Below are 22,326 nucleotides of genomic sequence, written 5' to 3' on the forward strand. Positions count from 1 at the left end.
GTCCCGCCCGTAAAAATCTTCCGGCGGAATCTGACCGGCGAACCGCAGCAAACTTGTTACTTATGAAGCTTACCATTAAGCTTTCTAAAAAACAAGGAAATTTCCCTTAAAGCTTTGTGAAGGAATATCCCCGGCAGAAAACGCAGATACAAAAGCAGAATCAACCGGGCCATCCTGGGCGAAAGATCCATACTATAAACTCCTTTTCCACTTCGGTATCCCCGAAGCTTCCAATTTCTTTATAGTATGCCCTGAATTCTGCATTTTCTGCAAAGAGACTCAAATTTTGCGTTCCGTAACGTAGGTGAAGGACGTGTACTGGGGCAAATGATAGGACAGGGTGTACTCGATCATCAGCCCCTGGCGGTCATAGGCCAGGTACGTGACCGCAAATACCTTTTTATCCGGCGGATTGTCCAGCAGCTGCGCGTACTCTGCAGGCGGCAGGTCGATGCGCAGGTAGGACTCCACCTCCGCGGGATAGCGGTCCTTGGTGTCCATGTAATCGTACAGGGAACCCTCCGCGAAATCATACCGGTCCGCATCCCAGAAAACCTCCGCGGGAATGTAGGTTTTCTGCACCGCGTAGGGTCTGTCGTTGATCTTGGAAAGGCGGAGCATGACAAAGACATGGCTGGTGTAGGGAAACATTTCCCTGATCTCCCCCTCCGCCGGACATTTCTCAAAACTGATCACATCCCGGCTGGACCGGTAGCCCCGCTGGCGGATACCGCGGCTCAAACTGATCACCGCGCCGGAATCCGCGCCGATCTCGATTTTCCGGCTGGGCTCCTCGGGAATCCGGGCCACAAAAGTGCCCCTTCCCCGGTATGCCTTCACATAACCTTCCTCCTCCAGGGCCTTCAAGGCGTTGCGCACGGTCATCCGGTTGATCCCGTACTGGGCTGCCATCACCCGCTCTGAGTCCAGCTTGTCTCCGATCCGGTACTCCCCGTGGATCATCTTCTCCTTCAGGCTCTTCATCAACTGCACATATATCGCATCATATTCAATCATAATCTGGTAACACTCCTGAATTCATAGAGATCCGAGACCGCCACAATCTCAAAATACTCGAAGGGCTCCGGCTCTTCCTTGTAGGTGATTCCCTTGATCATCATCAGTTCCCCGTCCCTGCAGCCCAGCAGCTCCTTTTCCTTCTCCCCGGCCGCCACGATCAGGATCTCCTCCTCGCTTCTGCGGGTCACATAACCGAACATTTCCTGTAATGTCTTGTAAAATGACTGCTTCCCAAGATCCGCGCTCTCCACGCCCTTAACCTTGTCATAGAGAATGTAGGTCTTTTCAATCGACTTGGGAACCCCGTCCACAAGCCGCAATTTCCGGAAATAAAAAATCCGCGAGGCGATGGGAATCTTCAGCTTTTGGCTGATATAGCGGTTGGACTCCGTGACCTCCATATCCAGCACACGGTATTCTGACCGGAATTTCCTGGATTCCAGCGTAGCTGTGATCGGCTCGAACCGTTCCATATCCCTTAATATGTATCGATTTCCCTGTTCCATAACTCCCCCTGTTCCGTTCCATTTTCAGTCTGTCCAAATCATAACACAATAAACCGGTCAATGCAAGAACGGCAAAGCCTCTTATAAAACGCAAAACAGCGCCGTGAATCCTATGTTCACAGCGCTGCGCACGTTTGTCCGGCGATTCCGGGCAGTTCCAGTATCTCGGACAGCGAATCGATCCGGTACGCCGCCCCGGTCTGGTCAAAGGGAAACCGGCTGTCCCGCCTGGCTGCCACGCAGGCCCCGGCGGCCACTCCGGCGGTCACCCCGTAGGTGGAATCCTCCACCACCAGACATTCACCGGCCTGGCAGCCCAGCGCCTCCATAGCGGTCAGGTAGATTTCCGGATTGGGTTTACTCTCCCGAAACTGTTCCCCGCTGACCACATAGTCGAACAGATCCCCGATCCCGCACTGCCTCAGCACCTTCCGAATCCCCTCCATACCGGTGGAGGAAGCCAGCGCCGTCTTAAATCCCATCTCCCGCAGGCTTTTAAGCACGCCGGGCACCTCCGGGTACAGAATCTCCCGGTAACACACATCGTCGAACAAGCTGTAAATTTCTTCCAGTTCCCGGTCGAACTCCAGGTTATCAAGTGGCTCTCTTGCCACCCGGTGCATCAACTCCCGGTTCCTGGCGCTGTCCATCCCCACGGACGGGTATAAGTCCTCCTCCCGGACCCAGGGCCGTTTTTTCTGCAGCTCCCGGTGGATTCCGGTCAGGTACAGATACTCGCTGTCGATCAGGACCCCGTCCATATCAAAAATCACTGCTTTGAAACCCATAAACTCCCCTTTCACGGCCGCAGCGCCGCCCATTTTCCCTAAAATGAGTCGTCATCCTCCTCCACGCCGCCCGCTTCAAACCGTCCCACCTGGCTCCGGCCCTTTTCCACGATATCCGCGTTCAGCTCCTCCAGGCTCTTGCCGAAATTCCGGTTCAGCGTGGTGTCCAACAGCATCGCCACGTTTGTCCCATAGTACACGGTGATTCCGCCCCGGCGCATGGCCCGGTCGATCAGCGTGTTGAAGGGAGAGCCGCTGAGAATGTCGCAGAACGCCAGAATGTGCTCCGTCCCCTCCAGGCGCTTTAACGCCTCGTCCATATTCCGCTCCAGCTCCGTCTTGGTGTCCCCGTCCGGGAAATCCACCGCCTCGAACCACTCCTGTTTCCCCAACACCAGCTCCAGGGCGCTGGTGATACCGGTGGCAAATCTGCCGTGGCCTGTGACTAAAATTCCGATCATCTTTTATCCTCCTGCGCCCGGCCGCCGGACCGGCCGCCCCCACAAAAGCAGGGGCGGGCGGCCCGGAAATACCGCGCGTTTAAATCCTATTCCCCGTCCGGATAGTGGGCCAGCGGCTCATCAAAGGGGTTGATATTGGTGTCGATGAAAATATCTTTGGCGCCCTTGGCCGCCACAAACTGGAACGGAACCGTGTACATCAGGGGCGCGATAAACTTGTTGGCCTTGATTCCAAACACCAGATCCCGGCCGTCGCCCTCGATCTCCCGGCAGGTGATCACGTGAACACGGTCGGTATACTTCTTGAACGCGGCCCGAAACTGCAGCATGCGCTCAAACTCCGCCTCGTCCGAACCGATCATAAACAGGGTCTGATTGGGCTTTAACGCCATCGTCGGGCCGTGGGAATACTCCTCGATCTCATAACCGATGGTGGGCAGGCGGAGCATCTCCCCCACCTTCAGCATGCCCTCCAGCATGGAGCCGTAGTCGATGCCGTAGCCCAGCACAAACAGCCGGTCGCTGTTCACGATGGAGGCCCGGTTGCGGTCATACCACGCTTCGCTCTCCTCGATGACGGTCTGGAAATTGTCCACCAGCTCCTTTGTCTCCCGAATCGCGGTCTGGTACTCTTCCTCGGAATAGACGCCCTTGTCCCGGGCCACGCCCACGGCCCACAGGTAAGCGCTCAGCACGGAAACCGTGTAGCCCTTGGTCTCCGGCGGGGTCAGCTCCTCGCCCACCAGCAGGTGAACCGCGGTGTCCACGTGTTTGGTGATCTCGCTCTCCAGATTTCCCGTCAGCGCCAGGGTGGGGTAACCGTTGGCCTTGGCGTGGGCCATCACCTCGCAGGTAGAAACCGAGGTGCCGGACTGGCTGATACCCACGAACAGAATCTGATCGTTTCGCAGAAGCCCGGTCCAGTCCGCTTTCTCATAGTTTTTAAATACTGTGGGGTACTGGGCGATTCCCTCGATCCCCACAATGTGTTTGAAATAGTAGGCCGCGATCTGCGACACGTTGTAAGAGGTGCCGGAACCAAAGAAATAGATTCGTTTAATGTCGTGTTTGCGGAACAGCTCCACAAATGGCTCCACAAAAACCGCCTGATTCTCCAGCACCTGGGGCAATACCTGGGGCTGGAACTTGATGTTGCCAAGTACCGTCTGCTGCATGTTGTTCTCCTCCTCTGATGGGTCCGGCCCGGCGCGCCGGCCGCGGCCGCCGGACCGTTGATCTCTGAATTTACATTAATTCCTTAAAAGTTCGGAAATGTCCTCCCTCGCCTCATTGGGAACCATCTGGGAATAAATAGGAATTCCCATCTCCACCAGCTCCGCAAACGCCGCCTTTTCCTCCGGCGACACAAACACCGTCTTGCGAATCTGGGTGGCTCCCTGCTTGGTGGACATGTTGCCCACCGTGACAAAGGGCGCTTTGTAGCCCAGCTTTGCCATCTTTAAAATCGGCACCGGGCTGTTGCACAGGATCATAACCCGGATCCCCTCGTCGATCTTGCGGATAAACTTATCCGCCGCCTTGACCGTGCTGAAAATGGACAGCTTGCACTTCTCGGGGCAGCCGAACTTCAAAGCGGTCTTGCGAATCTCGTCGTTTACAATCTCATCGTCCACGATGGCGATGCGCTCCAGGGAATAGTGGGGAATCCAAAACCCGCACACCTGGCCGTGAATCAGCCGGTCGTCAATTCTCACATCCAAAATGGCCATACTACGTCCTCCTTACATTGCGATCAGTCCCAGGATACCCAGGATAAAGCCGACCACCACGATTCCGCCGATGATGGCGGTCACTTTCATTTTCTTCTTGATGCAGGCGAAGATACCCAGGGTAAACGCCAGCGGCAGCAGCTTGGGAAGAAGCTGGTCCAAATATTCCTGGAGCACGATCTCACTTCCCGCGATGGTGAACTGCAGGGGGCAGGAAATGCTCACCCACATGGCGATCATACAGCCGATGGACATGGCTCCGATGATGCCCGCGCAGTGGGTAAACAGCTGCACGCGGCCCGTGGCCTGCATCTCCGACAACAGGGAATGTCCCTGACGGTAGCCGATAAACAATCCGAACCAACGGGTCAGGAAGTTGGGAATATTGAAGAACAGCAGCAGCACAAAGGGCGCCAGGATATTCCCCTCCTTGGCAAAACCCACCGCCAGGGCGCAGGCCAGAATCCGGAAGATGCCCCAGAAGAAGGTGTCGCCGATTCCGGACAGCGGGCCCATCAGGGATACCTTGATGGCGTTGATGGAAGCCACGTCAAAGGTCTTGTCCCGCTTGGCCTTCTCCTCCATGGCGATGGTGGTGCCCATGACAAAGGGCGAGGGCGCCACGGTCATGTTGAAGGCTGCGATATGGCGGTGCATTGCGGCTTTTAACGCCTCGTCGTCCCCTTTATAGATCTTGCGCAGCACCGGCATCACCGCGTAGAGGAACCCCAGCCCCTCCATGCGCTCATAGTTAAAGGACCCCAGCAAGGTAAAGCTGCGCCAGAAAACGCCTACAAAATCTTTCTTCGTCAGATTATTTTCCGCACTGATTATCTCATTTTTCCCCATCGTTTAATCCTCCCACTCGTCTTCCACACTGGACGCAGCAGCGGCGGCCCTGGTTCCCTCGTTCTGCCGCAGCATAAAGATGATCCACGCAACTGCAACCGCGATCGCCGCGATCGCAACCATGGTCAGGTCGAATCCCACGTAAGCCGCAGGGATAAAGCCCAGGATAAAATACGGAACCAGATTCTTTTCCATAATGATGTTGAGCAGCAGCGCGAAGCCCAGGCAGGGAAGAATAGCCGCCACGCCGGTCAGGCCCGCGTTCATCCAGGCCGGAAGGCCGTTTACAATACCCTCGATCATATTGTTTCCGAAGTACATCACGATAAAGGTCAGGCCGAAATACAAGAGAAACGTGCCGAACCCGCAGAGATAATGGACAGCGTTTACGCTCTTAAAATTCAGCTCGTCGATCTTGCGGTCCGCAACCAGCATAGCGCCCGAGTATGCGGACAACAGCAGGGTGTTCAAAAACTGCATAATCACGGCCACGGGAACGCCGAACAGAATGGCGCTCTCAGCGCCGGTTCCGGTCAGCAGCGCCACCGCGGTTCCGATGGTTCCGCCGGTACCAATATCCAACTGAGCCGTAGGGCCGATGCCCGTGGCCCCCATCCACATCAGCTGCAGTGTCGCGCCGATCATCAGGCCCTGTTTCACATCCCCCAGAATCAGACCGACCAGAAATCCCGTCACAATGGGTTCACGGAGCTTGCATTCCCCCAGCCAACCCCCTTCCAACTGGGTCAGCGCCGCCACACAGCCGATCAGTATCGCTTGTAACAAACTCATATCGCTTCCTCCTATTCATCTCTCCATCTTCATACCGGTTTGCGCAAATTGGTATATGTGGTATAGCAAATAATCCACTTAGATTTTTTATACCACTTTATTATCAGAAATGCAATACTAATTTTAAAATTAACGATACTTTTTATTCACATTTATAGTTCTATGCAATGCTGACGCCTATGGACCGCTGAGACACATGCACAGAACCTCGCGCAACGCCGCTCCGGTTTCCGTCAATTTTGCGCGCCAAAAAGGAGGGTATTCCAAAGGCCAGCACTGCTGTCCTTCGGAATACCCTCCCGATAAAAGTCGTTTTCAGTTTATTCAGCTATCCCCTCTGCAGCATCTCCCCATACCGCCCCAAAAAGCTCTGGGTCCGCTCGTTGTCCGAGGCAAATACCTGCTCCGGAGTCCCCTGCTCCACGATCACTCCGTCGGCCATGAAGATCACCCGGTCGGAGATATCCCGGGCAAAGGCCATCTCATGGGTGACGATCACCATAGCGATATCCAGGTCCGCCAGGGATTTGATCACCTTCAACACCTCGCCGGTCAGCTCCGGGTCCAGGGCCGAAGTGGGTTCGTCAAAAAACAGAATCTTGGGGTTTAACGCCAGCGCTCTGGCGATGGCCACCCGCTGGCACTGTCCGCCGGAGAGTTGGCAGGGGTAGGCATTTTCCTTGTCCTCCAGCCCCATTTTGCGCAGCAGCTCCCGGGCCTCCCGGTAAACAATTTCCTTCTCCCGCTTCTGCACATGGATGGGCGCGTCGGTGATGTTCTTCATCACGGAATAGTGGGGAAACAGGTTGAAATTTTGAAAAACCAGGCCGTACTGGCTCTGGATCTCCCGCAGCTCCTTCTTGCCCGCGTACACGGCCTTACCGTCCGCGCCGGTCCAGGCCGCCTTTTTCCCCAGGTAAATGACCTCCCCGCTGTCCATGGTTTCCAGCATGGTGGCGCAGCGCAGCAGGGTGGACTTTCCGGAGCCGGAGGGCCCGATAATGGACACGATTTCGCCTTCCCCCACGGTCAGGGAGATGTCCTTAAGCACGCCCAGCCCGTCGAAGGCTTTTTCCACATGATTGATCTCCAAAAGATTCATTGTCCCCAAACTCCTTCCCCTTACTGGTAATAATTCAGCTTCTTCTCAAGCCCTTCCATGGCCAGGGCCACGATCAGGTTGAACACATAGTAGAACAGGCCTGCTGCGATAAACGGGATCATGTTGCTCTGGGACGCCGCCAGCATCTTGGCGATGGAGAACATCTCCATAACGCTCAGGGTAAACGCCAGTGAGGTATCCTTTACCAGGGTGATGACCTCGTTGGTCACGGACGGCAGAATCCGCTTGATCACCTGGGGCAGAATAATCTTGAAAAAGGTCTGTCCTCTGCTGTAACCCAGGATCTTGGCCGCCTCGTACTGGCCCTGGGGCATGGACTGGATGCCGCTGCGGTAAATCTCCGCGAAATAGGCGGCGTAGTTGATCACAAATCCGATCAGCGCGGCCCAAAGGCGGTAGCCGCTGCCCAGCTTCAGCCCGAAAATATAGTAAGGCCCGAAATACACCACCATCAGCTGCAGCATCAGCGGCGTGCCGCGCATGACCGATATGTACCCCTTCACAATGGTGCGGACCACGCGGTTCGCGGACATCCGCCCAAAGGCGACCACCAGGCCCAGAGGCAGCGAAAATACCAGCGTCACCACGAATATCTGCACGCTGGTCAGCATCCCCCCCATGAGCTGGATCAGAATCTGTTCAACCGTCATTTTCCCCATAATTATCTACCGCCTTTTCCATCCATTAAAGCGCTCCCCGATGCCCGGCCGTTTTCTGCCGGTTCCGGACCGTTTTCACCCGGCCATCGCCGAAGCCCTCTTAAAATCGCGCGGGCCGGGCCCCGCCCCCCAGCGCGGCGAAAACCGCTGTACGGTTAAACATGCAGCGGCTTTCGGAATATGAATTGTTTACTTGCCGATGGTGGTCACGTCCTCGCCGAACCACTTCTCGGAAATCGCCTTTAAGGTGCCGTCCTGGGCCATCTCCTCCAGAGTTTTCTGAACCTTGTCGCGCAGCTCCGTGTTGCCCTTCTTAAAGCCCACGCCGTACTCCTCAGCGGAAAGGTGATCCTCCAGGATCACAAAATCGGCGTTCCTCTGCTGAATCTGGTACCCCGCCACGATCACGTCCATGGCGATGGCGTCCACCGCGCCCTGCTCCAGGTCCATAAACGCGGAGTTGTAATCCGCCGTGGTCAGAAGCTGTTTAAAGGTGGCCGTCAGGTCCGGGTTCTCATTCAGCGCCGCCAGCGCGGAGGAATCAGCCTGACACTCCACAACCTTGCCCTTTAAGTCGTCCATGGACGCGATACCGGAATCCGCTGCGACCACAAACACCTGGGAGTTGGCCATGTAGGCTTCCGTCCACTCGTAATCGCTCTCACGGCCCGTCATGGTGAAGCCGTTCCAGATACAGTCGATATTTCCGGAATCCAGCTCCATGTCCTTGGTATCCCAGATAATGGGCTGCGGCTGGTATTCCAGTCCCAGGCGTTTGGCGACCTCCTGGGCCAGCTCCAGGTCAAATCCGGTGTATTCCCCGTTATCCCCCATGAATCCCATGGGCGGGAACTCCTGGTCAAATCCTACGATAAAATGTCCGCCAGCCGCCTGGGCCTCCGCGGAAGTCTCGCTCTCAGCCGCGGAAGTGTCCGCCGCCTTATCCGCCGCAGTGGTGTCCGCCGCCGTAGTATCCGCAGTGCTCTCAGCCGTGGTGGCTGCCTCTCCCTTGGTCTGCGCTCCGCCGCAGCCTGTCAGCCCAAAGGCCATCACGGCCGCCATGGCCAGACAAAATGTTCTCTTTTTCATAATACTGATCCTCCTCAAAACATGATTTCATGGGTTCGATACTTTATTCAAAAATCACTCTACCATAGTAGCATACTAAAGTGAATATGTAAAGAGGAAAAATCAAAGGACGGCTCCCTTTGCAGAATATCTGCAGGTAAGCCGCCCGAATCATCTGTTATGACTTCGCCTCGCGCGCTGCCTTCACGAAAGCAGCCGCCCGCTGCGGATCAATCTGATTCCAGAGAATCCCCTCTTTTTTAATACTGGTTCCGATAATCACACCATCGGCGATTGTCAACAATTCCTTTATGTTGTCCACACGGCCTCCGCTCCCCAGAATCAGAGGGGTCTGCGGGAACCGTTCCTTCACCCTGCCCAGAGCAGTGGCCTGAGGCGGCAGCCCCGCCCGCGGCCCCCCCATAAGCACGCCGGCTATGGGTAGATTTAAAAGTGCGCCGTCAATCTGGTTCTCCACTGGCCTGGTATCCATTCCAGTCCCGGCGTGAGGTTCAAAATAAGTATAAACGCGTACGTTCTCGGCACCGATCTGCTTCTGGTAGCGGAAAATCTCACCGGGATTAAAGGTTTGCCAGCCGAACAGGCCGTTGTATGTTCCCGTCACATAGGTACGCACAAATTTTGCATCAATCGCTTTTGCCACGGCCAACGTTGCAATGGGATCAATGAGAACCCCACAGCCATAGGGAATTGTTAAATCCGCAGCCACCTCCGCGGCAATCCGGACATAGGAGGCCACCGTCTCCGGTCCAACCTGCGACAGGTATGGCCGGTCCCCCTCATTGGCAAACACACAAGCGTCAAATCCTTCTCCCATTAAAATTTTGGCATCCTCTTTCAGGCGTCTGATCTGGTCCCGGTACGTCATTGTGGGGTCCGCATAATAGCTTCCGGGCAGGGCCGCCATATGCAGGCAGCCGATCAGCGGTTTTTTTGTGCCAAACACATTCTCATGCTGTTCCATCATCATCGATATTTCCTCCACTTTCCACCGTCCTGCGTCATACTAAAATTCCGGTCAGCGACAGGACCGTGCCTGCCGCAAAAATGATCCCCATAGTTTTCATAGGCGTCATCCCCTTACGCAAAAGCGCATATACGCCGAAGAACAGCGCCAGCGGAAGCAGCGCCGGCATAATCTGGTCGATCAGCGCCTGGACTTCCGTTACCTTCTCGCCCAGCGCAAAGGACAGCGGAGTCGTAACACCGATTTTCGTGGCCACCAGACCGCCCAATACCATCATTCCCATTGCGCCGCAGCCTTCCGTAATTTCCTTGATCAGACCTCCGCTGAGGATTTTCACAACAGCGTTTTTTCCCATCTTATATCCGGTCATGTAACAGGTATAGCCTACGCCCAACGCATACGCTGAAAACACCAGCACAAACAGAATCGGTCCCAGCGGATTGCCCTGCATGGCCAGATCAATTCCGATTGCCAGAAGAATCACCTTAACAATCCCCTGAGTGATTGCATCTCCTACCCCGGCCAGCGGCCCCATCAGCGCTGTTTTGATATTGCTGATTGCATCGTCCTCCACATCCGCTCCGTTCGCCTTTTCCTCCTCCATTGCGGCGACGATTCCAGGTATCAGACAGCCCCAGGTATTCTCCGTATTATAGTAGGTCAGATGGCGGCTCATACCCTCAGCCCGCTTTTCCTTATCGTCCGGGTACAGTTTTTTCAAAATCGGGATCATGGAGTGGCAAAAACCCAATCCCATCATACGCTCGAAGTTGTAACAAATCTGCCCCCAGCAGGTCCAGTTCCACCACGACTGGCGAAGCGTTTTTTTATCCAGAACTATTTTCTTTTCCTCAGGCATTCTCTTCCGTCCTCCTTCCCCTGGTATAAAGCAGATGCAACATTCCAAACGCAGCGCCCAGTATTGCCAGGGCGATGATATCCAGCTTCAGATATGCAGCCAGCACGAAGCCCATAAAGAAAAATGGAATCGTGGAGCGTTTGTTCATCATATTCATCAGCATTGCAAGGCCCAGCGCAGGAACCATGGCCCCGATCAATTTAAGTATGCCGATCACCTGCTCCGGAACGATCGCCAACATCCGATCCATAAACGGAGCCCCGAATACCACACAGAAAAACGCCGGGAGAAAATAGGTGATGAACGGTACAATCTGCGAGGCAACCAGATTCATCATAACAACGCCCCTGTCATTTCCCTGCGCAGCATACTGATCCGCCTTATGCACCCAGATCGGATTCAGCGCCATTTTTGCGTTGGAACAAAGGATCCCCAAAAATCCCAGGGAAACGGCGATAGGAAGCCCAACCGACGGATCAGCATGGGAAGCCATTGTCATATATACACCCAGATAACCGGCCAGCGAAAGATCCGACGGCAGGGAGCCGCCGATTGCCACCAGGCCAATATAGGCCATCATTATCGTGCCACCGCACTGCAGCCCATAGGTCATATCTCCAAGAAGTATCCCATTAATCAGCCCCGCCACCAGCGGAGCGCCAAAGTACATGGACCATCTGAGCCACATTGGAAATGCCGTAGCTACCAGCCATGTAAGCAATGCAATAATCAGTGCATGCAACAGTTGCATAATCCCCACTCCTTTATCGAATCATTCTGCGTCTACAGTTTCGTGGCAATACTCACCCGGCTCTCCTGCTGAACCATCTGCAGGTATACATCAATCCCCATATCCAGAAGCTTTTTGAATATTTCGACCTCAGAGGCGGAGGCATACACATTGCGCGAGATTGCCTTTCTGGACGGACCAGCCCCCATATTACCGATGTTCAGCTCCCTGATCTCAACCCCCTTCTCAACCAGTGCCAGTGCGCATTGCGGCCCTTTAAACAGCAGCATGGTGTTGACCCCGTCCTGTGTCCCATCCTTCTGAATACGCCGCACCGCTTCATCCACGCTGACCAGTTCAACCTTAACCCCTGAAGGAGCGGCCATTGCCAAAACAGTTCCCATAAAGCTGTCTTTCGCCAGCTGATCGTCAATTACCAGAATCTGCCTGATACTCAGAATCTTTGACCAGGAAGCGATGACCTGCCCATGTACCAACCGTTCGTCCACTCTGCACATTACAATTTTCATAACGCTACCATTCCTTTCCGTTCCATGATCCGACCAGAAAATCCCTTATCCCGCGCAGCAATCCTGGATCTTTGACGAAAATGCATGGATACCTGCAATTCCGTCCCTAAGCGCTCCGCTTCTGGCCGCCTCCAAATCGTTAACCGCGCGGTTTGAAACTGCCTCAATCACCATCGGAAGATTCATCCCTGTGATAATGTCCATCTTGACACTGCCGGCACGTTCTCTGTACACCTTTGCGGATGTGATAAACGGGCTTCCGCCTGCAATGTCCGTAAAGACCATACATCCCCCACACGCTTCCGATTCGGCTACAAATCTGTCGATCGCACGAAAATATTCGTTCATATCCTGCTCAGGGTGAAGCGAAAACGCCGTCACCTCCTTCTCCGGCTGCTTACCGATCACCATCTCCACGGTTCTGAGCAGCTCACCGGCCAGGTTGCCATGGCTCAGCAGTAATACCCGATACATTCAACCACCCCCTTTCAAAACTTTAAACCGAATATAGCACGCCCATTTTTTTCTGTAAAACTTTTCTCCGTTTTGTATTTTTTCCAATGTGTGTCAAATATTTATTTTCATATTTTCGTATTTTCTCCCCATTATCTGATCAGAACACGACACGATTTTCCCCATCTTTTCTACTTTTCCGGCTTATGTGACACACATCTGCCTGACGTTTACTCATCTTTTCAAATACCCAAATGTCTTTTATCACAAAAAAACACAGATTTCCAGAAATTTATTTATCTATTTTTAAGCATTTTTCTTTCCTTTCCAGTTTTTTCCTCATATTGAATATTTAATTGCTATTTTTAGCGATCTATATTATGCTAATTTATACAATCATTTAACTACGACACGCTTACGAAAGGACAATCACATGAGTCAAACTGTTCCCCGGCGCCTTGACAGGGTTCTGGCGCTGATTCGTGAAAACACGCTCAAGGCTGCTGAACTCAATTTTACAGATACGATCGGCCTAACCGCTTCCGGGCTGGCCGTGGAGGCCGGACTGGACCGCACCAATGTGTCCAAAGAACTAAACCGCCTCTACCGGCAGGGCCTTGTCATCAAATGTCAGGGTAAACCCACCCTGTTTCTGCACCGGGCAGCTCTCGCTTCACTTTTCCCCCAGGCATTTTTCCCAGGTACAATTCCGTGCACCGGGCGTCTCTCCGACTATTTGGCCTCTCAGAACACGAACGACGCTCAGGCCAGGCAACCCGCCGACAGCCTGGAGGCCGTGATCGGCAGCAACGGCAGCATGAAGCAGGCGGTCCGCCAGGCCAAAGCAGCCATGCTCTATCCCCCCCGTGGAATTCATACCCTGATTACAGGCAGCGCAGGCATCGGAAAGCTGCGTTTTGCCAAAACCATGTACGAGTATGCAAAACAGCATGGTCATCTGGCCCCTGAAGGGAAATTTATCGTGCTGAATTGTCAGGACCACTCAGGATCTCAACAGCTTTTGATGGCTCAGCTTTTTGGATATGGAAAAAATTACCTGCCCGGTGCAGAAAAGGGGCGGTACGGCCTGATCGAGCAGGCAAAAGGTGGAATCCTCTGCCTGAACGGTGTCCAAAAGCTCTCCCCAAAAGTGCAGGAACTCTTAGCCACTCTGATCGAAAAAAATACGTTCTGCCGTATGGGCGAGTCTGCCGTTGTGCGGGAAGGCGAGACCACGATTATTGCCACTACCACAGAACCGGCGGATTCTCCCAGCATCGAACGGTTTGTGCGCAACATGCCCATGCTGATCGCTCTCCCTGATCTGTCGGACCGCGGCCCCAGGGAAATTTTAGAGCATCTGGCTCTCTTTATCAGCCGGGAATCCCGCTGCATAAAGCTGCCGTTTTGTATTCACCGTGATGTGCTTTCCTGTCTCCTCCAAGCGCCTTACCCCGGTCAGATCGGTGAGCTCAAGGGCTGCGTCAAAGGTATCTGCTCCTTAGCGTACCTGGAATATATGACCGACGGCCACACCTCATCCACAATAGAAATCGGCTACCGGCATCTTCCTCTCTCCGTTACCGGCATTTCGCTGACTCACAATGAAAAATACGCTCAGACCGGGAAGCTTCTGAGCAGTTTGAGAAGCGATTATCTGACCTTCTCCCCTGAGGATCCTCCGGAACTTTCCCTTTCCCCCAATGCACCTGATGACGATCCTCGAAGCGGCCCGGAGTTTCCCCTTTCCACGGAACCTCTGCAGATTACCGATGTGGGCAGTTACATCAACCGGTGCGTCGACCGCATACGCAGCGTACAATCCATCAGTATGGAGCGGCTGCGCGCCTCATTCCCGCCAGCTCTTTGCCAGGCGGTGGACCATGCGCTGGAAAATGCTCCCCGCTATAAACACGCATTGGAAAATCCCCGTTTGTATTACGGTTTTCTGCTGCACCTGCACAATGCGCTTCGGCGGCAGGACGGAAATCCCACGGTTTCCCCGGATCAAACAGGTCATATCAGGCGTACCAATCCACAGGAGTACGGACTTGCTCTGAAACTCCAATCCGAACTGTCTGAAAGCGGCCTGACTTCCCTGCCCGACTCTGAGCTGGGCTTTATCGCAATGTATTTATATCTGTCCATTAACTGGACTGCAGAACACAATGTGGAGTTTATCACGGTCTTTCACGGCGAGGGTGTCTCCTCCGGAACCGCCGCTTTTTTAAACGGCGCTGTCCGGCTTCCACTGGTCCATGGCATCAACTGCGGCCCTGAAACCTCACTCGGCCAGGTGTTGGAACAGGCAACCGCCATTGCGCAATCTGTGGATTGCACCGCCGGCCTTCTCATTTTTACAGATATGGCTCCCTTTACGGACCTGCACCACCATCTCACCCAGCTCACCGGCATTCGGGCCGAACTTATTTCCGGCGCCTCTATGCCGCTGATGCTTCGCCTGGTTGAAAAATCGGCCTCAGAGCACGCTTCCCTCATCGCTCTGATGTCGGAGGCCCCGGGAGCGGAACCGGAGACCCGGTCATTGTCCGGAACCGTTACCACCTCGTTTTTAAACCGGATTATTCACGAAATCCTCTCCCCGTCCCTGACTTTTTTAAACCCTGGTAAAGCTGCGGACACGCTGCTCCACGTATTAAACAAAACGCTTGCTGACCTCTCCCTCAGCTATTCCGACGAAATCGCTTTAAAGTTCATTTTTCACACCGCACACATGCTGGAACGGGTAATAAAAGGAGAGCCGTTAAATTATCCACGCTTAAAAACCTTTATCAATCAACACTCCGCCCTCATGTCGGTTCTTGAACGGCGCCTGGTTTACGCGGAGGAAGTGTTCGGCGTTCCCATTCCAGCCTCCGAAAAAGCTTATATCACCGAAATCTTTATTCCCTTCGTGGAAGATGGTCGATAACTTCATAGGAACGATTATGAAAACGAACAGAAGCCGCGGATCACTCAACGTTTCGTGATCCGCGGCCTCTGCCGTTTGCTTACTTTTTATACAATTTTTTCCAATTCCCTCAAATCCCGTATCTCATAATCCACCCGGATCCCGCTCTCTCCCGCCTTCCCCTTCGGATTATACCAGCAGGTATCGGTACCCGCCACATTTCCCCCCAGTATGTCGGAGTGCAGCGAGTCCCCCACCAACAGCATACGGGAGGGGTCCGCGCCGGGAATCCTTGAAAAGCAGTAGTCGAAATACTCCTTCTGGGGCTTCTGGCTCCCCGCGTCCTCGGACACGAAAATGTCTTTCACATACAGATCCAGCCCGGAAGCCGCCAGCCGCTTGTACTGGGTAGACGAAGTTCCGTTGGTCACGATATACAGATCGTACCGGTCCCGCAGATAACCGCAGATTTCCACCGCCCCGTCGATCAGGATAGCGGAGCCGTCCAGCTGCCTGCGGTACAGGCTCTCCACCTGAGCTCCGCCCACGGTCTTGCCGAGACTCCCGAAAAATGTCTCGAACCGCTGGCAGACCAGCCGTTCCTTGGTCACCTCGCCCCGCTCAAAGGCCGCCCAGTACGCGTTATTCACCTGGTGGTAGGCCTCCAGAAGCTCATCCGTCGGTTCGAACCCGTATTCCCGCAGCACCACCCGCATCCCGTCCGCCTCAGCCTGATCGAAATTCAGCAGCGTGCCGTCCACGTCCAACAGGATCACGTCATATTTTCTCTCGCCTGTCATCTGTCCTGGTATACCACCTTTCCCTCACAGATCGTGTACTTCACACGTCCGGTGAGCCGTTCCCCCACAAAGGGACTGTTGACCGCCCTGGAGGCGAAATCCGCCACCGTCCACTCCTCGTTCTCATCGAACAGCACCAGATCAGCCGGAGCTCCGGCTTCCAGGCGGCCGCAGTCCAGCTTGTAGAGCCGGGCCGGATTGAAGCTCATTTTCTTCATCAGTTCGCACAGGCTCAGATGTCCGGGCTTCACCAGACAGGTGATTCCCAGCGCCAGAGCGGTCTCCAGGCCGATGATCCCGCTGGGCGCCTCTGTCAGCGGTCTGGCCTTCTCCTCCACGCTGTGGGGCGCGTGGTCCGTGGCGATCATGTCGATGGTGCCGTCCTTTAACCCCTCGATCAGCATCGCGCGGTCGGTTTCGGTGCGCAGGGGCGGGTTCATCTTAGCCAACGTGCCGTATTTGAGCACCGCTTCCTCGGTCAGCGCAAAATGGTGGGGCGTCACCTCGGCCCACACATTTGCGCCCAGATCCTTGGCCAGCCGGACCATTCTCACCGCGTGCCCGGAACTGATGTGCTGGATGTCCACCTTCGCCCCGGTTTCCAGCGCGATCATACAGTCCCTGGCCACCAGCACGTCCTCGGCCAGCGCCGGGGAGCCGTAAATCCCCAGGCGGTCCGACACAGCCCCGTGGTTGATGCCGTTGTTGACGATAAAACTCTTGTCCTCCTCGTGGAAGCTTAGCACCGTGTCCAGACGGGCCGCCTCCTCCATGGCCTTCTTCACAAACACACCGTCCATCAGCGGAATCCCATCGTCCGTGAATCCGGCGGCCCCTGCGGCCAGAAGGCCCTCCATGTCCGTCAGCTCCCGGCCCTCAAAGCCCTTGGAAACAGCGGCGCAGCTCAGCACGTGGATGCCGGTCTTTTTGCCCTCCGCAAGGACGTAACGCAGCGTCTCCTCATTGTCCACAATGGGTTTGGTATTCGCCATGCACACCACCGTGGTGAAGCCGCCTCTGGCCGCGGCCCGGGCTCCCGAGTGAATGTCCTCCTTATAGGTCAGTCCCGGATCCCGGAAATGCACGTGAACGTCCACAAGTCCCGGAGCAGCCACCAGGTTCTGCGCATCGATCACCTGGTCAAAATCAGTCTCCGCCGTCTGGCCGGGCGCGCAGATTTCCCGGATCACTCCGCCCTCCAATACCAGATCGGCCCGCTCATCTCTGCCCGTCGCCGGGTCCACCACGCGTCCGCCGCGAATCAATATCATAATGTTCTTCCATCCTTTCCCTGTGCGGCTTTTCCGCCCATAATTTTCCAAATCGCAAACGCAGGCTGGCCCTTATCTCACCGGACTCAACTCCGCGCCGCCAGGCTCACCCATCCGCAAGCCCCAGCCCTGCCGTTCCCTCTAAATCACAAACTCCTCGCCGCAGCGGTGGATTTCCATCACCCTGCTGCGGTAATCCGCAGAGCACTCCAGCTGTTTCAGCTTGTCCGTCACCGTAAAGTCTCCCCAGAAATGCATGGGGAATACCACATCCGCGCCCACCGTGCGCATAAAGCCGTCCATGCCCCGGTAAAAATCGCCCTCCTGGCGCGGATCCAGGGGCACGAAGGCCACGTCCACGTGGTTGCCCTTCATCTTCTCCAGCTCCAGGCGGTAATTTTCGCTCATACGGAGGTTGTCCGCCTCCGGCTCGCCGGACCACACCCAGTTGTTCAGATCGCCCGCATGGTAAATCCGTTTGCCCCCACACTCCACCAGAAAGGCCACGCCCTCGTCCGTGGACTTCATAGTCCGCACGTGAACCGCGGGCGGGAGATTGATGGAAGCCTCCTCGTCCGGCCCCATAAACAGAATCCGACGGCGCAGCTCCTGAGGCGCCCGCTTGCGCCAGATATCGTCGCTGAGAACATACAAAACCTGCTCCGCCTGGTCCGCCAGCTCAAAAATCACCGGCGAAAAGTGATCTCCATGGCGATGACTGGAAAATATCACCAGCGGTTTGTCGAGAATCTCCGGCAGTTGTCCCTCAAAATAGTCGAACAGAAACGCTGCCTGGTCCATTTCCACCAGAAATGAACTGTGGTGAATATACGTGATCTTCATTCCTAAATCCCCCTTTCCGGAACATTCCAAAATCGGTTGACTATCCTTCTCTCTTTCTATTATATATCATAATATTCCATGATAAAAGCATTTCCACGTTCCCTCAAAAACTGCGGCGCAAAAAAACAAAACGCAGAATGTGTTATATTAAAGACTAATGCATAACACCATTCTGCGTCAACCTGCATTTTATCCAAAAAAGGATTATTTGATCATCAGACCCAGCCGTTTTGATAGCTCGGCCGCCTGGTAAAGATCCACCGTAAGCCCGCGCAGCTCCTCGCAGCTGTCGGACAAGACCAGGCCGCCGATCTGACTGGTGGTGAAGTCCATTGCCCGAAGGGGCGTCCTAAAAAAGCTGGCCCCGGTCAGGTCAACCCGGTCCCAGTACACATCCTTGGCCCGGCACTGGCTGAATACGGCCCCCTTCAGGCGGCTGTCCGAAATGCAGACGCGCTCCAGGCGGCAGGCGTCAAAGTTGGCAAAATCCATGGCGCTGCCGTCCAGGGTCAGATTCTTTATCGTACTGCCCGCGAACTTTGTCCCAAGCCCCTTGCAGGATTTGAATTCACAGCGGTTAAAAAAGCTGTCGCTGAAATCACAGTTGGAAAAATCGCAGGACTGAAACACCGTGTCCACAAACGAACTCTGCTCAAAGAAACAGCTTTGAAAGCTGCAATTCACAAACCGGCACTGGGCGGCGGCCAGCAGCCGCAGGGATTCCTCCCCGGCCGCCAGCCCGCTAAACCGCAGGTCCCGCACGCATTCCTCCTGGCGGACGCAGTCCAGGAGATAATCCAGCCCCCGGGAGGCCGTCTCCGGCTCCCGGGACAGCCAGGGCCCGGTCACGCGCTCCGCGGCCATCAGGTATTCTCCGCCCCGTCCACAAACAGCGGCGTAAACTGGAAGGTCCGGCAGTCCACCAGGCCCCGGTCCGTGAGCCGCAGCTCCGGCAGGCAGGCCAGGGGAATCAGAGCCATGGTCATAAACGGGGAGACCATGGTGCAGCCAATCTGCTCCCAGCACTCCGTCAGGCGGCTTACCATGGCGGCCATCTCCTCCGCCGGCTTATCATTCATCAGCCCTGCGATGGGAAGAGGCACCACGCCCAGAACCTGGCCGTTCTGCACCACGGCCATGCCTCCCCTGCTCTCGATCAGGGTATTGGCTGCCAGCGCCATATCCGCGTCGTTGGTTCCCACCACCAGCAGGTTGTGGGCGTCGTGGGCAACGGTGGAGGCCATGGCGCCGCAGCGGATGCCAAAGCCCTTGCAGAAGCCGAAGCCCACCTTACCGGTCTCGTGGTGGCGCTCAAACACCGCGGTCTTTAATACGTCCTGCTCCACGTCGGAGTGCACCTGCCCGTCCGACACGGTCAGAAGCGCCGTGCCCGCAATATCGGCCACCTTGCCGGAGCCTACCTCGATCACCTGCACCTTCACCCGGCTTCCGTCGGCCAGCGGGGCGCCCTCCCCGGTTTCCGGCGCATTAAGCCGGAAGGATTCCGGGGTGATGGAGCCGCCGACGTGCACGGAATCCATCGCCCAGGCAGGATAGGAATAGGGTTTAAAGGGAACGGTCATCTTCCCGTCCTCCGCCACCACGTCGCCGTCGATCAGCACCCGGGTCACCTTGAGCTCTTCCAGATTGTTGAGGAACACGATGTCCGCGCACTTGCCCGGGGTGATGGAACCCAGCTCGTGGTCCATCTGGAAGCACTGGGCGCAGTTGATGGTCACCATCTGGATCGCCGTGACGGGGTCGATGCCCTCCTGCAGCGCCCGGCGCATGATGTGGTCCAGATGTCCTTCCTGGATCAGGGTCTCCGGGTGGGCGTCGTCGGATACCAGGCAGGCGAACCGGGTGTCCACCTTGTGCTCCGTAATGGCCTTTGCCACCTGGTGCAGGTCGTGCCAGGCGGAGCCCTCCCGCAGCTGGGCGTACATCCCAAGGCGCATCTTCGCCAGAGCGTCCTCGGCCCGGGTGGACTCATGACAGCAGCGGGTTCCGGAGGCGATGTAGGCGTTTAAGCCCTTTCCGGTCTCCGGCATGGAATAGTGGCCGGTGACGATCTTCCCGGCTCTCAGGGTGGCCCCCACGATCTTGTGGGTGCGCTCGTCGGAATTTAAAATACCCGGAAAATTCATCATTTCCCCCAGGCCCACAACGCTGTCCCAGTACATGGTTCCCTCCACGTCCTCCGGGCCGATTGCGGAGCCGGTGTCCTCAAATCCGGGCACCGCGGGCACGCAGGACGGGGTGGTGATCATGGCTTTCAGCGGCGTCCTGGCCGCGTCCTGCGCCATACACTTGACGCCCTCCAGGCCCAGCACGTTACAGATCTCATGGGGATCCATATAAATGCCCACGGTGCCGTGGGGAATCACCGCCCTGGCATACTCGCCCACGCCCATCATGGAGGACTCCACATGGATATGGCCGTCCATAAATCCAGGCGCTATGTACTGTCCCTCAGCCTCGATCACCCGGGTGTCCGGCCCGATGCAGTGGGAGCCATCCCCCACCAGGGCGATCCTCCCCTGGGCGATGGCCACGTCCGTGTGCTCCTGAATCTCACCGGTACACACATTGACCAGCCTGGCATCCCGGATCACCGTCTCCGCCGGAATCCTTCCCTCTGCCGTGGCGGCCAGCGTCATAGTCGCCTCCCACAGTGGCGTTTTACAGAATTTGTTAATCATACGTTCTCCTTTCTAAGCCTAAATAGAAACAACAGCGCCCTGAAATCCCGGCGCTGTCTACCCCTTTTTTGTTATTACCAGTATGCCATATTGTGGCCGGCTTTTCAATACTTTCCGGCTTCTTTCTGAATATTTTAGAATTGACACTGTATTGATGAATAATTCATCGAAAACTTGCAGGAAAATGCAGCGTTATAGCACGTTGGCGGGGCCGGGGCCGGGACCAGGCCGGGCGGCGGCCTCTCCAAGGCACCGGCGCAAAAATCCTTTTCGCCTATTAAACGCAGTGGTATAATCTTCTAATAGAAATTCATTTCACACACAACCACACCCCAAATCACACGAACCTACAGGAGGATTCTCTATGTTTGAACTGACCCAGGCCGGGGATTGCAGCTACTATGTCAACGCACCGGCAAAAATCGGCGTTTACTGCTCAGGGGACAACCAGGTCTACCTGATCGACAGCGGAAACGACAAGGACGCGGGACGCAAGCTCCTGCGGATCCTGGAACAGCGCGGATGGCGTCTTGCAGGGATTGTCAACACCCACTCCAACGCGGACCACATCGGAGGAAACCATTTTATCCAGCAGAAAACCGGCTGTAAGATTTTTGCCGAGGGAATCGAAGGGCATTTCACCGAAAGCCCCATCCTGGAACCGGCCTTCCTGTACGGCGGTTTTCCGGCGGGAGAGCTGCGCCACAAATTTCTCATGGCCCAGCCCAGCAGCGTATCCCCCTTCTCGGACCCGGACTTTCCCAGCGGGCTTAAGGTCATCCCTCTGCCCGGCCATTTCTTCCAGATGTACGGATTCCGGACGCCCGATGACACCGTGTTTCTGGCGGACTGCCTGAGCAGTGCGGCCACCCTGGAAAAATACCACGTCTCCTTCATCTACGACGTAGCCGCCTACCTGGAGACACTGGACGCGGTGGAGCGCATGGAAGGCCGCCTGTTCGTCCCCTCCCACGCGGAGGCCACGGACGACATCGGCCCGCTGGTGGACTTAAACCGCAAAAAGGTCCGCCAAATCGCGGACCTCATCTGCACCTTCTGCCAGACCCCCGCCTCCTCCGAAGCGGTTCTAAAGCATGTATTTGATTCCTACGGCTTGACTATGAACTTCGAGCAGCACGTGCTGGTGGGAAGCACGGTCCGCTCCTATCTGTCCTGGCTCCACAACTGCGGAGAGCTGGAGGCAGAATTTGCGGACAACACGCTGCACTGGAAACGGAGCTGA

23 protein-coding genes are annotated in these 22,326 nt (G+C 55.7%); 2 read left to right on the plus strand and 21 right to left on the minus strand.

Annotation, left to right across the window (positions count from 1 at the left end; all coding sequences use genetic code 11):
- Positions 1 to 279: 279 nt before the first annotated feature.
- The 16 genes from ACK2JC_RS11185 to ACK2JC_RS11260 form a co-directional block, all read right to left on the minus strand.
- Positions 280 to 1,017 (minus strand): GntR family transcriptional regulator, encoded by a 738-nt coding sequence (locus ACK2JC_RS11185; RefSeq protein ID WP_092370518.1) that lies wholly within the window; start codon positions 1,015 to 1,017, stop codon positions 280 to 282.
- A complete protein-coding gene (locus ACK2JC_RS11190) occupies positions 1,014 to 1,526 on the minus strand; it encodes a UTRA domain-containing protein (protein ID WP_320936556.1) in 513 nt (170 codons plus the stop codon). Before ACK2JC_RS11190 ends, ACK2JC_RS11185 begins: the two co-directional genes overlap by 4 nt.
- Positions 1,527 to 1,642: 116 nt before the next feature.
- Positions 1,643 to 2,314: an HAD-IA family hydrolase gene (locus ACK2JC_RS11195; RefSeq protein WP_320936557.1), complete on the minus strand. Its 672-nt coding sequence runs from the start codon at positions 2,312 to 2,314 to the stop codon at positions 1,643 to 1,645.
- A gap of 38 nt (positions 2,315 to 2,352) precedes the next feature.
- On the minus strand, positions 2,353 to 2,775 hold the full coding sequence (locus ACK2JC_RS11200; RefSeq protein ID WP_092370527.1) for a PTS sugar transporter subunit IIA: 423 nt from the start codon (positions 2,773 to 2,775) through the stop codon (positions 2,353 to 2,355).
- Positions 2,776 to 2,861: 86 nt separating this feature from the next.
- Positions 2,862 to 3,950: an SIS domain-containing protein gene (locus ACK2JC_RS11205; RefSeq protein WP_118755091.1), complete on the minus strand. Its 1,089-nt coding sequence runs from the start codon at positions 3,948 to 3,950 to the stop codon at positions 2,862 to 2,864.
- 75 nt (positions 3,951 to 4,025) lie between these two features.
- Complete coding sequence (locus ACK2JC_RS11210) at positions 4,026 to 4,505, minus strand: PTS system mannose/fructose/N-acetylgalactosamine-transporter subunit IIB (protein WP_276951927.1); 480 nt, start codon at positions 4,503 to 4,505, stop codon at positions 4,026 to 4,028.
- Positions 4,506 to 4,517: 12 nt separating this feature from the next.
- Positions 4,518 to 5,354, minus strand: coding sequence for a PTS system mannose/fructose/sorbose family transporter subunit IID (locus ACK2JC_RS11215; protein WP_092370536.1), 837 nt, complete (start codon positions 5,352 to 5,354; stop codon positions 4,518 to 4,520).
- Between the two features lie 3 nt (positions 5,355 to 5,357).
- Entirely contained in the window at positions 5,358 to 6,146 is a 789-nt protein-coding gene (locus tag ACK2JC_RS11220) for a PTS mannose/fructose/sorbose/N-acetylgalactosamine transporter subunit IIC (RefSeq protein ID WP_092370539.1), read from the minus strand.
- 328 nt (positions 6,147 to 6,474) lie between these two features.
- On the minus strand, positions 6,475 to 7,248 hold the full coding sequence (locus tag ACK2JC_RS11225) for an amino acid ABC transporter ATP-binding protein (protein WP_092370542.1): 774 nt from the start codon (positions 7,246 to 7,248) through the stop codon (positions 6,475 to 6,477).
- 20 nt (positions 7,249 to 7,268) lie between these two features.
- The gene (locus ACK2JC_RS11230) at positions 7,269 to 7,928 is read right to left on the minus strand and encodes an amino acid ABC transporter permease (protein ID WP_007719434.1); all 660 of its coding nucleotides are present in this window, start codon (positions 7,926 to 7,928) and stop codon (positions 7,269 to 7,271) included.
- A gap of 189 nt (positions 7,929 to 8,117) precedes the next feature.
- The gene (locus ACK2JC_RS11235; protein WP_118755088.1) at positions 8,118 to 9,017 is read right to left on the minus strand and encodes an amino acid ABC transporter substrate-binding protein; all 900 of its coding nucleotides are present in this window, start codon (positions 9,015 to 9,017) and stop codon (positions 8,118 to 8,120) included.
- A gap of 157 nt (positions 9,018 to 9,174) precedes the next feature.
- Positions 9,175 to 9,987 (minus strand): BtpA/SgcQ family protein, encoded by an 813-nt coding sequence (locus ACK2JC_RS11240; protein WP_166434647.1) that lies wholly within the window; start codon positions 9,985 to 9,987, stop codon positions 9,175 to 9,177.
- A gap of 31 nt (positions 9,988 to 10,018) precedes the next feature.
- Positions 10,019 to 10,843: a PTS system mannose/fructose/sorbose family transporter subunit IID gene (locus tag ACK2JC_RS11245; RefSeq protein WP_092370551.1), complete on the minus strand. Its 825-nt coding sequence runs from the start codon at positions 10,841 to 10,843 to the stop codon at positions 10,019 to 10,021.
- Complete coding sequence (locus ACK2JC_RS11250; RefSeq protein ID WP_227167761.1) at positions 10,836 to 11,594, minus strand: PTS mannose/fructose/sorbose/N-acetylgalactosamine transporter subunit IIC; 759 nt, start codon at positions 11,592 to 11,594, stop codon at positions 10,836 to 10,838. Before ACK2JC_RS11250 ends, ACK2JC_RS11245 begins: the two co-directional genes overlap by 8 nt.
- Before the next feature lie 32 nt (positions 11,595 to 11,626).
- Positions 11,627 to 12,103, minus strand: a complete 477-nt coding sequence (locus tag ACK2JC_RS11255) for a PTS system mannose/fructose/N-acetylgalactosamine-transporter subunit IIB (protein ID WP_227167760.1) — start codon at positions 12,101 to 12,103, stop codon at positions 11,627 to 11,629.
- 45 nt (positions 12,104 to 12,148) lie between these two features.
- Positions 12,149 to 12,577, minus strand: a complete 429-nt coding sequence (locus tag ACK2JC_RS11260; protein ID WP_092370560.1) for a PTS sugar transporter subunit IIA — start codon at positions 12,575 to 12,577, stop codon at positions 12,149 to 12,151.
- A 412-nt stretch (positions 12,578 to 12,989) separates the two neighbouring features.
- On the opposite strand from ACK2JC_RS11260, the gene ACK2JC_RS11265 reads away from it, so the two are divergent.
- Complete coding sequence (locus ACK2JC_RS11265; protein ID WP_368270961.1) at positions 12,990 to 15,488, plus strand: sigma 54-interacting transcriptional regulator; 2,499 nt, start codon at positions 12,990 to 12,992, stop codon at positions 15,486 to 15,488.
- Between the two features lie 86 nt (positions 15,489 to 15,574).
- Here ACK2JC_RS11265 and ACK2JC_RS11270 read toward each other — a convergent pair whose 3' ends face one another.
- The 5 genes from ACK2JC_RS11270 to ade all read right to left on the minus strand — a co-directional run bounded on the left by ACK2JC_RS11270 (position 15,575) and on the right by ade (position 21,083).
- Positions 15,575 to 16,267 carry a YjjG family noncanonical pyrimidine nucleotidase gene (locus ACK2JC_RS11270; RefSeq protein WP_368270962.1) on the minus strand — a complete coding sequence of 231 codons (693 nt, stop codon included), beginning with the start codon at positions 16,265 to 16,267 and terminating at the stop codon, positions 15,575 to 15,577.
- The gene (locus ACK2JC_RS11275) at positions 16,264 to 17,538 is read right to left on the minus strand and encodes a dihydroorotase (RefSeq protein ID WP_320936559.1); all 1,275 of its coding nucleotides are present in this window, start codon (positions 17,536 to 17,538) and stop codon (positions 16,264 to 16,266) included. Before ACK2JC_RS11275 ends, ACK2JC_RS11270 begins: the two co-directional genes overlap by 4 nt.
- 141 nt (positions 17,539 to 17,679) lie before the next feature.
- Positions 17,680 to 18,381, minus strand: a complete 702-nt coding sequence (locus ACK2JC_RS11280) for an MBL fold metallo-hydrolase (RefSeq protein WP_320936560.1) — start codon at positions 18,379 to 18,381, stop codon at positions 17,680 to 17,682.
- 204 nt (positions 18,382 to 18,585) lie between these two features.
- On the minus strand, positions 18,586 to 19,245 hold the full coding sequence (locus ACK2JC_RS11285; RefSeq protein WP_276856197.1) for a pentapeptide repeat-containing protein: 660 nt from the start codon (positions 19,243 to 19,245) through the stop codon (positions 18,586 to 18,588).
- Positions 19,245 to 21,083 (minus strand): adenine deaminase, encoded by a 1,839-nt coding sequence (gene ade, locus ACK2JC_RS11290; protein WP_092370575.1) that lies wholly within the window; start codon positions 21,081 to 21,083, stop codon positions 19,245 to 19,247. The genes ACK2JC_RS11285 and ade overlap by 1 nt, the downstream gene beginning before the upstream one ends.
- Positions 21,084 to 21,447: 364 nt before the next feature.
- On the opposite strand from ade, the gene ACK2JC_RS11295 reads away from it, so the two are divergent.
- The gene (locus tag ACK2JC_RS11295; protein ID WP_276856194.1) at positions 21,448 to 22,326 is read left to right on the plus strand and encodes an MBL fold metallo-hydrolase; all 879 of its coding nucleotides are present in this window, start codon (positions 21,448 to 21,450) and stop codon (positions 22,324 to 22,326) included.

The sequence above is a fragment of the Enterocloster lavalensis genome (genome assembly GCF_046603895.1).
Classification (GTDB): Bacteria; Bacillota; Clostridia; order Lachnospirales; family Lachnospiraceae; genus Enterocloster; species Enterocloster lavalensis.

Coding starts and splice junctions, on each gene's coding strand:
- ACK2JC_RS11200 (WP_092370527.1), bottom strand. CDS start 2,775: ATGATCGGAATTTTAGTCACAGGCCACGGCAGATTTGCCACCGGTATC.
- ACK2JC_RS11275 (WP_320936559.1), bottom strand. CDS start 17,538: ATGATATTGATTCGCGGCGGACGCGTGGTGGACCCGGCGACGGGCAGA.
- ACK2JC_RS11240 (WP_166434647.1), bottom strand. CDS start 9,987: ATGATGATGGAACAGCATGAGAATGTGTTTGGCACAAAAAAACCGCTG.
- ACK2JC_RS11295 (WP_276856194.1), top strand. CDS start 21,448: ATGTTTGAACTGACCCAGGCCGGGGATTGCAGCTACTATGTCAACGCA.
- ACK2JC_RS11230 (WP_007719434.1), bottom strand. CDS start 7,928: ATGGGGAAAATGACGGTTGAACAGATTCTGATCCAGCTCATGGGGGGG.
- ACK2JC_RS11245 (WP_092370551.1), bottom strand. CDS start 10,843: ATGCCTGAGGAAAAGAAAATAGTTCTGGATAAAAAAACGCTTCGCCAG.
- ACK2JC_RS11285 (WP_276856197.1), bottom strand. CDS start 19,245: ATGGCCGCGGAGCGCGTGACCGGGCCCTGGCTGTCCCGGGAGCCGGAG.
- ACK2JC_RS11220 (WP_092370539.1), bottom strand. CDS start 6,146: ATGAGTTTGTTACAAGCGATACTGATCGGCTGTGTGGCGGCGCTGACC.
- ACK2JC_RS11270 (WP_368270962.1), bottom strand. CDS start 16,267: ATGACAGGCGAGAGAAAATATGACGTGATCCTGTTGGACGTGGACGGC.
- ACK2JC_RS11265 (WP_368270961.1), top strand. CDS start 12,990: ATGAGTCAAACTGTTCCCCGGCGCCTTGACAGGGTTCTGGCGCTGATT.
- ACK2JC_RS11185 (WP_092370518.1), bottom strand. CDS start 1,017: ATGATTGAATATGATGCGATATATGTGCAGTTGATGAAGAGCCTGAAG.
- ACK2JC_RS11225 (WP_092370542.1), bottom strand. CDS start 7,248: ATGAATCTTTTGGAGATCAATCATGTGGAAAAAGCCTTCGACGGGCTG.
- ACK2JC_RS11280 (WP_320936560.1), bottom strand. CDS start 18,381: ATGAAGATCACGTATATTCACCACAGTTCATTTCTGGTGGAAATGGAC.
- ade (WP_092370575.1), bottom strand. CDS start 21,083: ATGATTAACAAATTCTGTAAAACGCCACTGTGGGAGGCGACTATGACG.
- ACK2JC_RS11250 (WP_227167761.1), bottom strand. CDS start 11,594: ATGCAACTGTTGCATGCACTGATTATTGCATTGCTTACATGGCTGGTA.
- ACK2JC_RS11205 (WP_118755091.1), bottom strand. CDS start 3,950: ATGCAGCAGACGGTACTTGGCAACATCAAGTTCCAGCCCCAGGTATTG.
- ACK2JC_RS11260 (WP_092370560.1), bottom strand. CDS start 12,577: ATGTATCGGGTATTACTGCTGAGCCATGGCAACCTGGCCGGTGAGCTG.
- ACK2JC_RS11255 (WP_227167760.1), bottom strand. CDS start 12,103: ATGAAAATTGTAATGTGCAGAGTGGACGAACGGTTGGTACATGGGCAG.
- ACK2JC_RS11195 (WP_320936557.1), bottom strand. CDS start 2,314: ATGGGTTTCAAAGCAGTGATTTTTGATATGGACGGGGTCCTGATCGAC.
- ACK2JC_RS11235 (WP_118755088.1), bottom strand. CDS start 9,017: ATGAAAAAGAGAACATTTTGTCTGGCCATGGCGGCCGTGATGGCCTTT.
- ACK2JC_RS11210 (WP_276951927.1), bottom strand. CDS start 4,505: ATGGCCATTTTGGATGTGAGAATTGACGACCGGCTGATTCACGGCCAG.
- ACK2JC_RS11215 (WP_092370536.1), bottom strand. CDS start 5,354: ATGGGGAAAAATGAGATAATCAGTGCGGAAAATAATCTGACGAAGAAA.
- ACK2JC_RS11190 (WP_320936556.1), bottom strand. CDS start 1,526: ATGGAACAGGGAAATCGATACATATTAAGGGATATGGAACGGTTCGAG.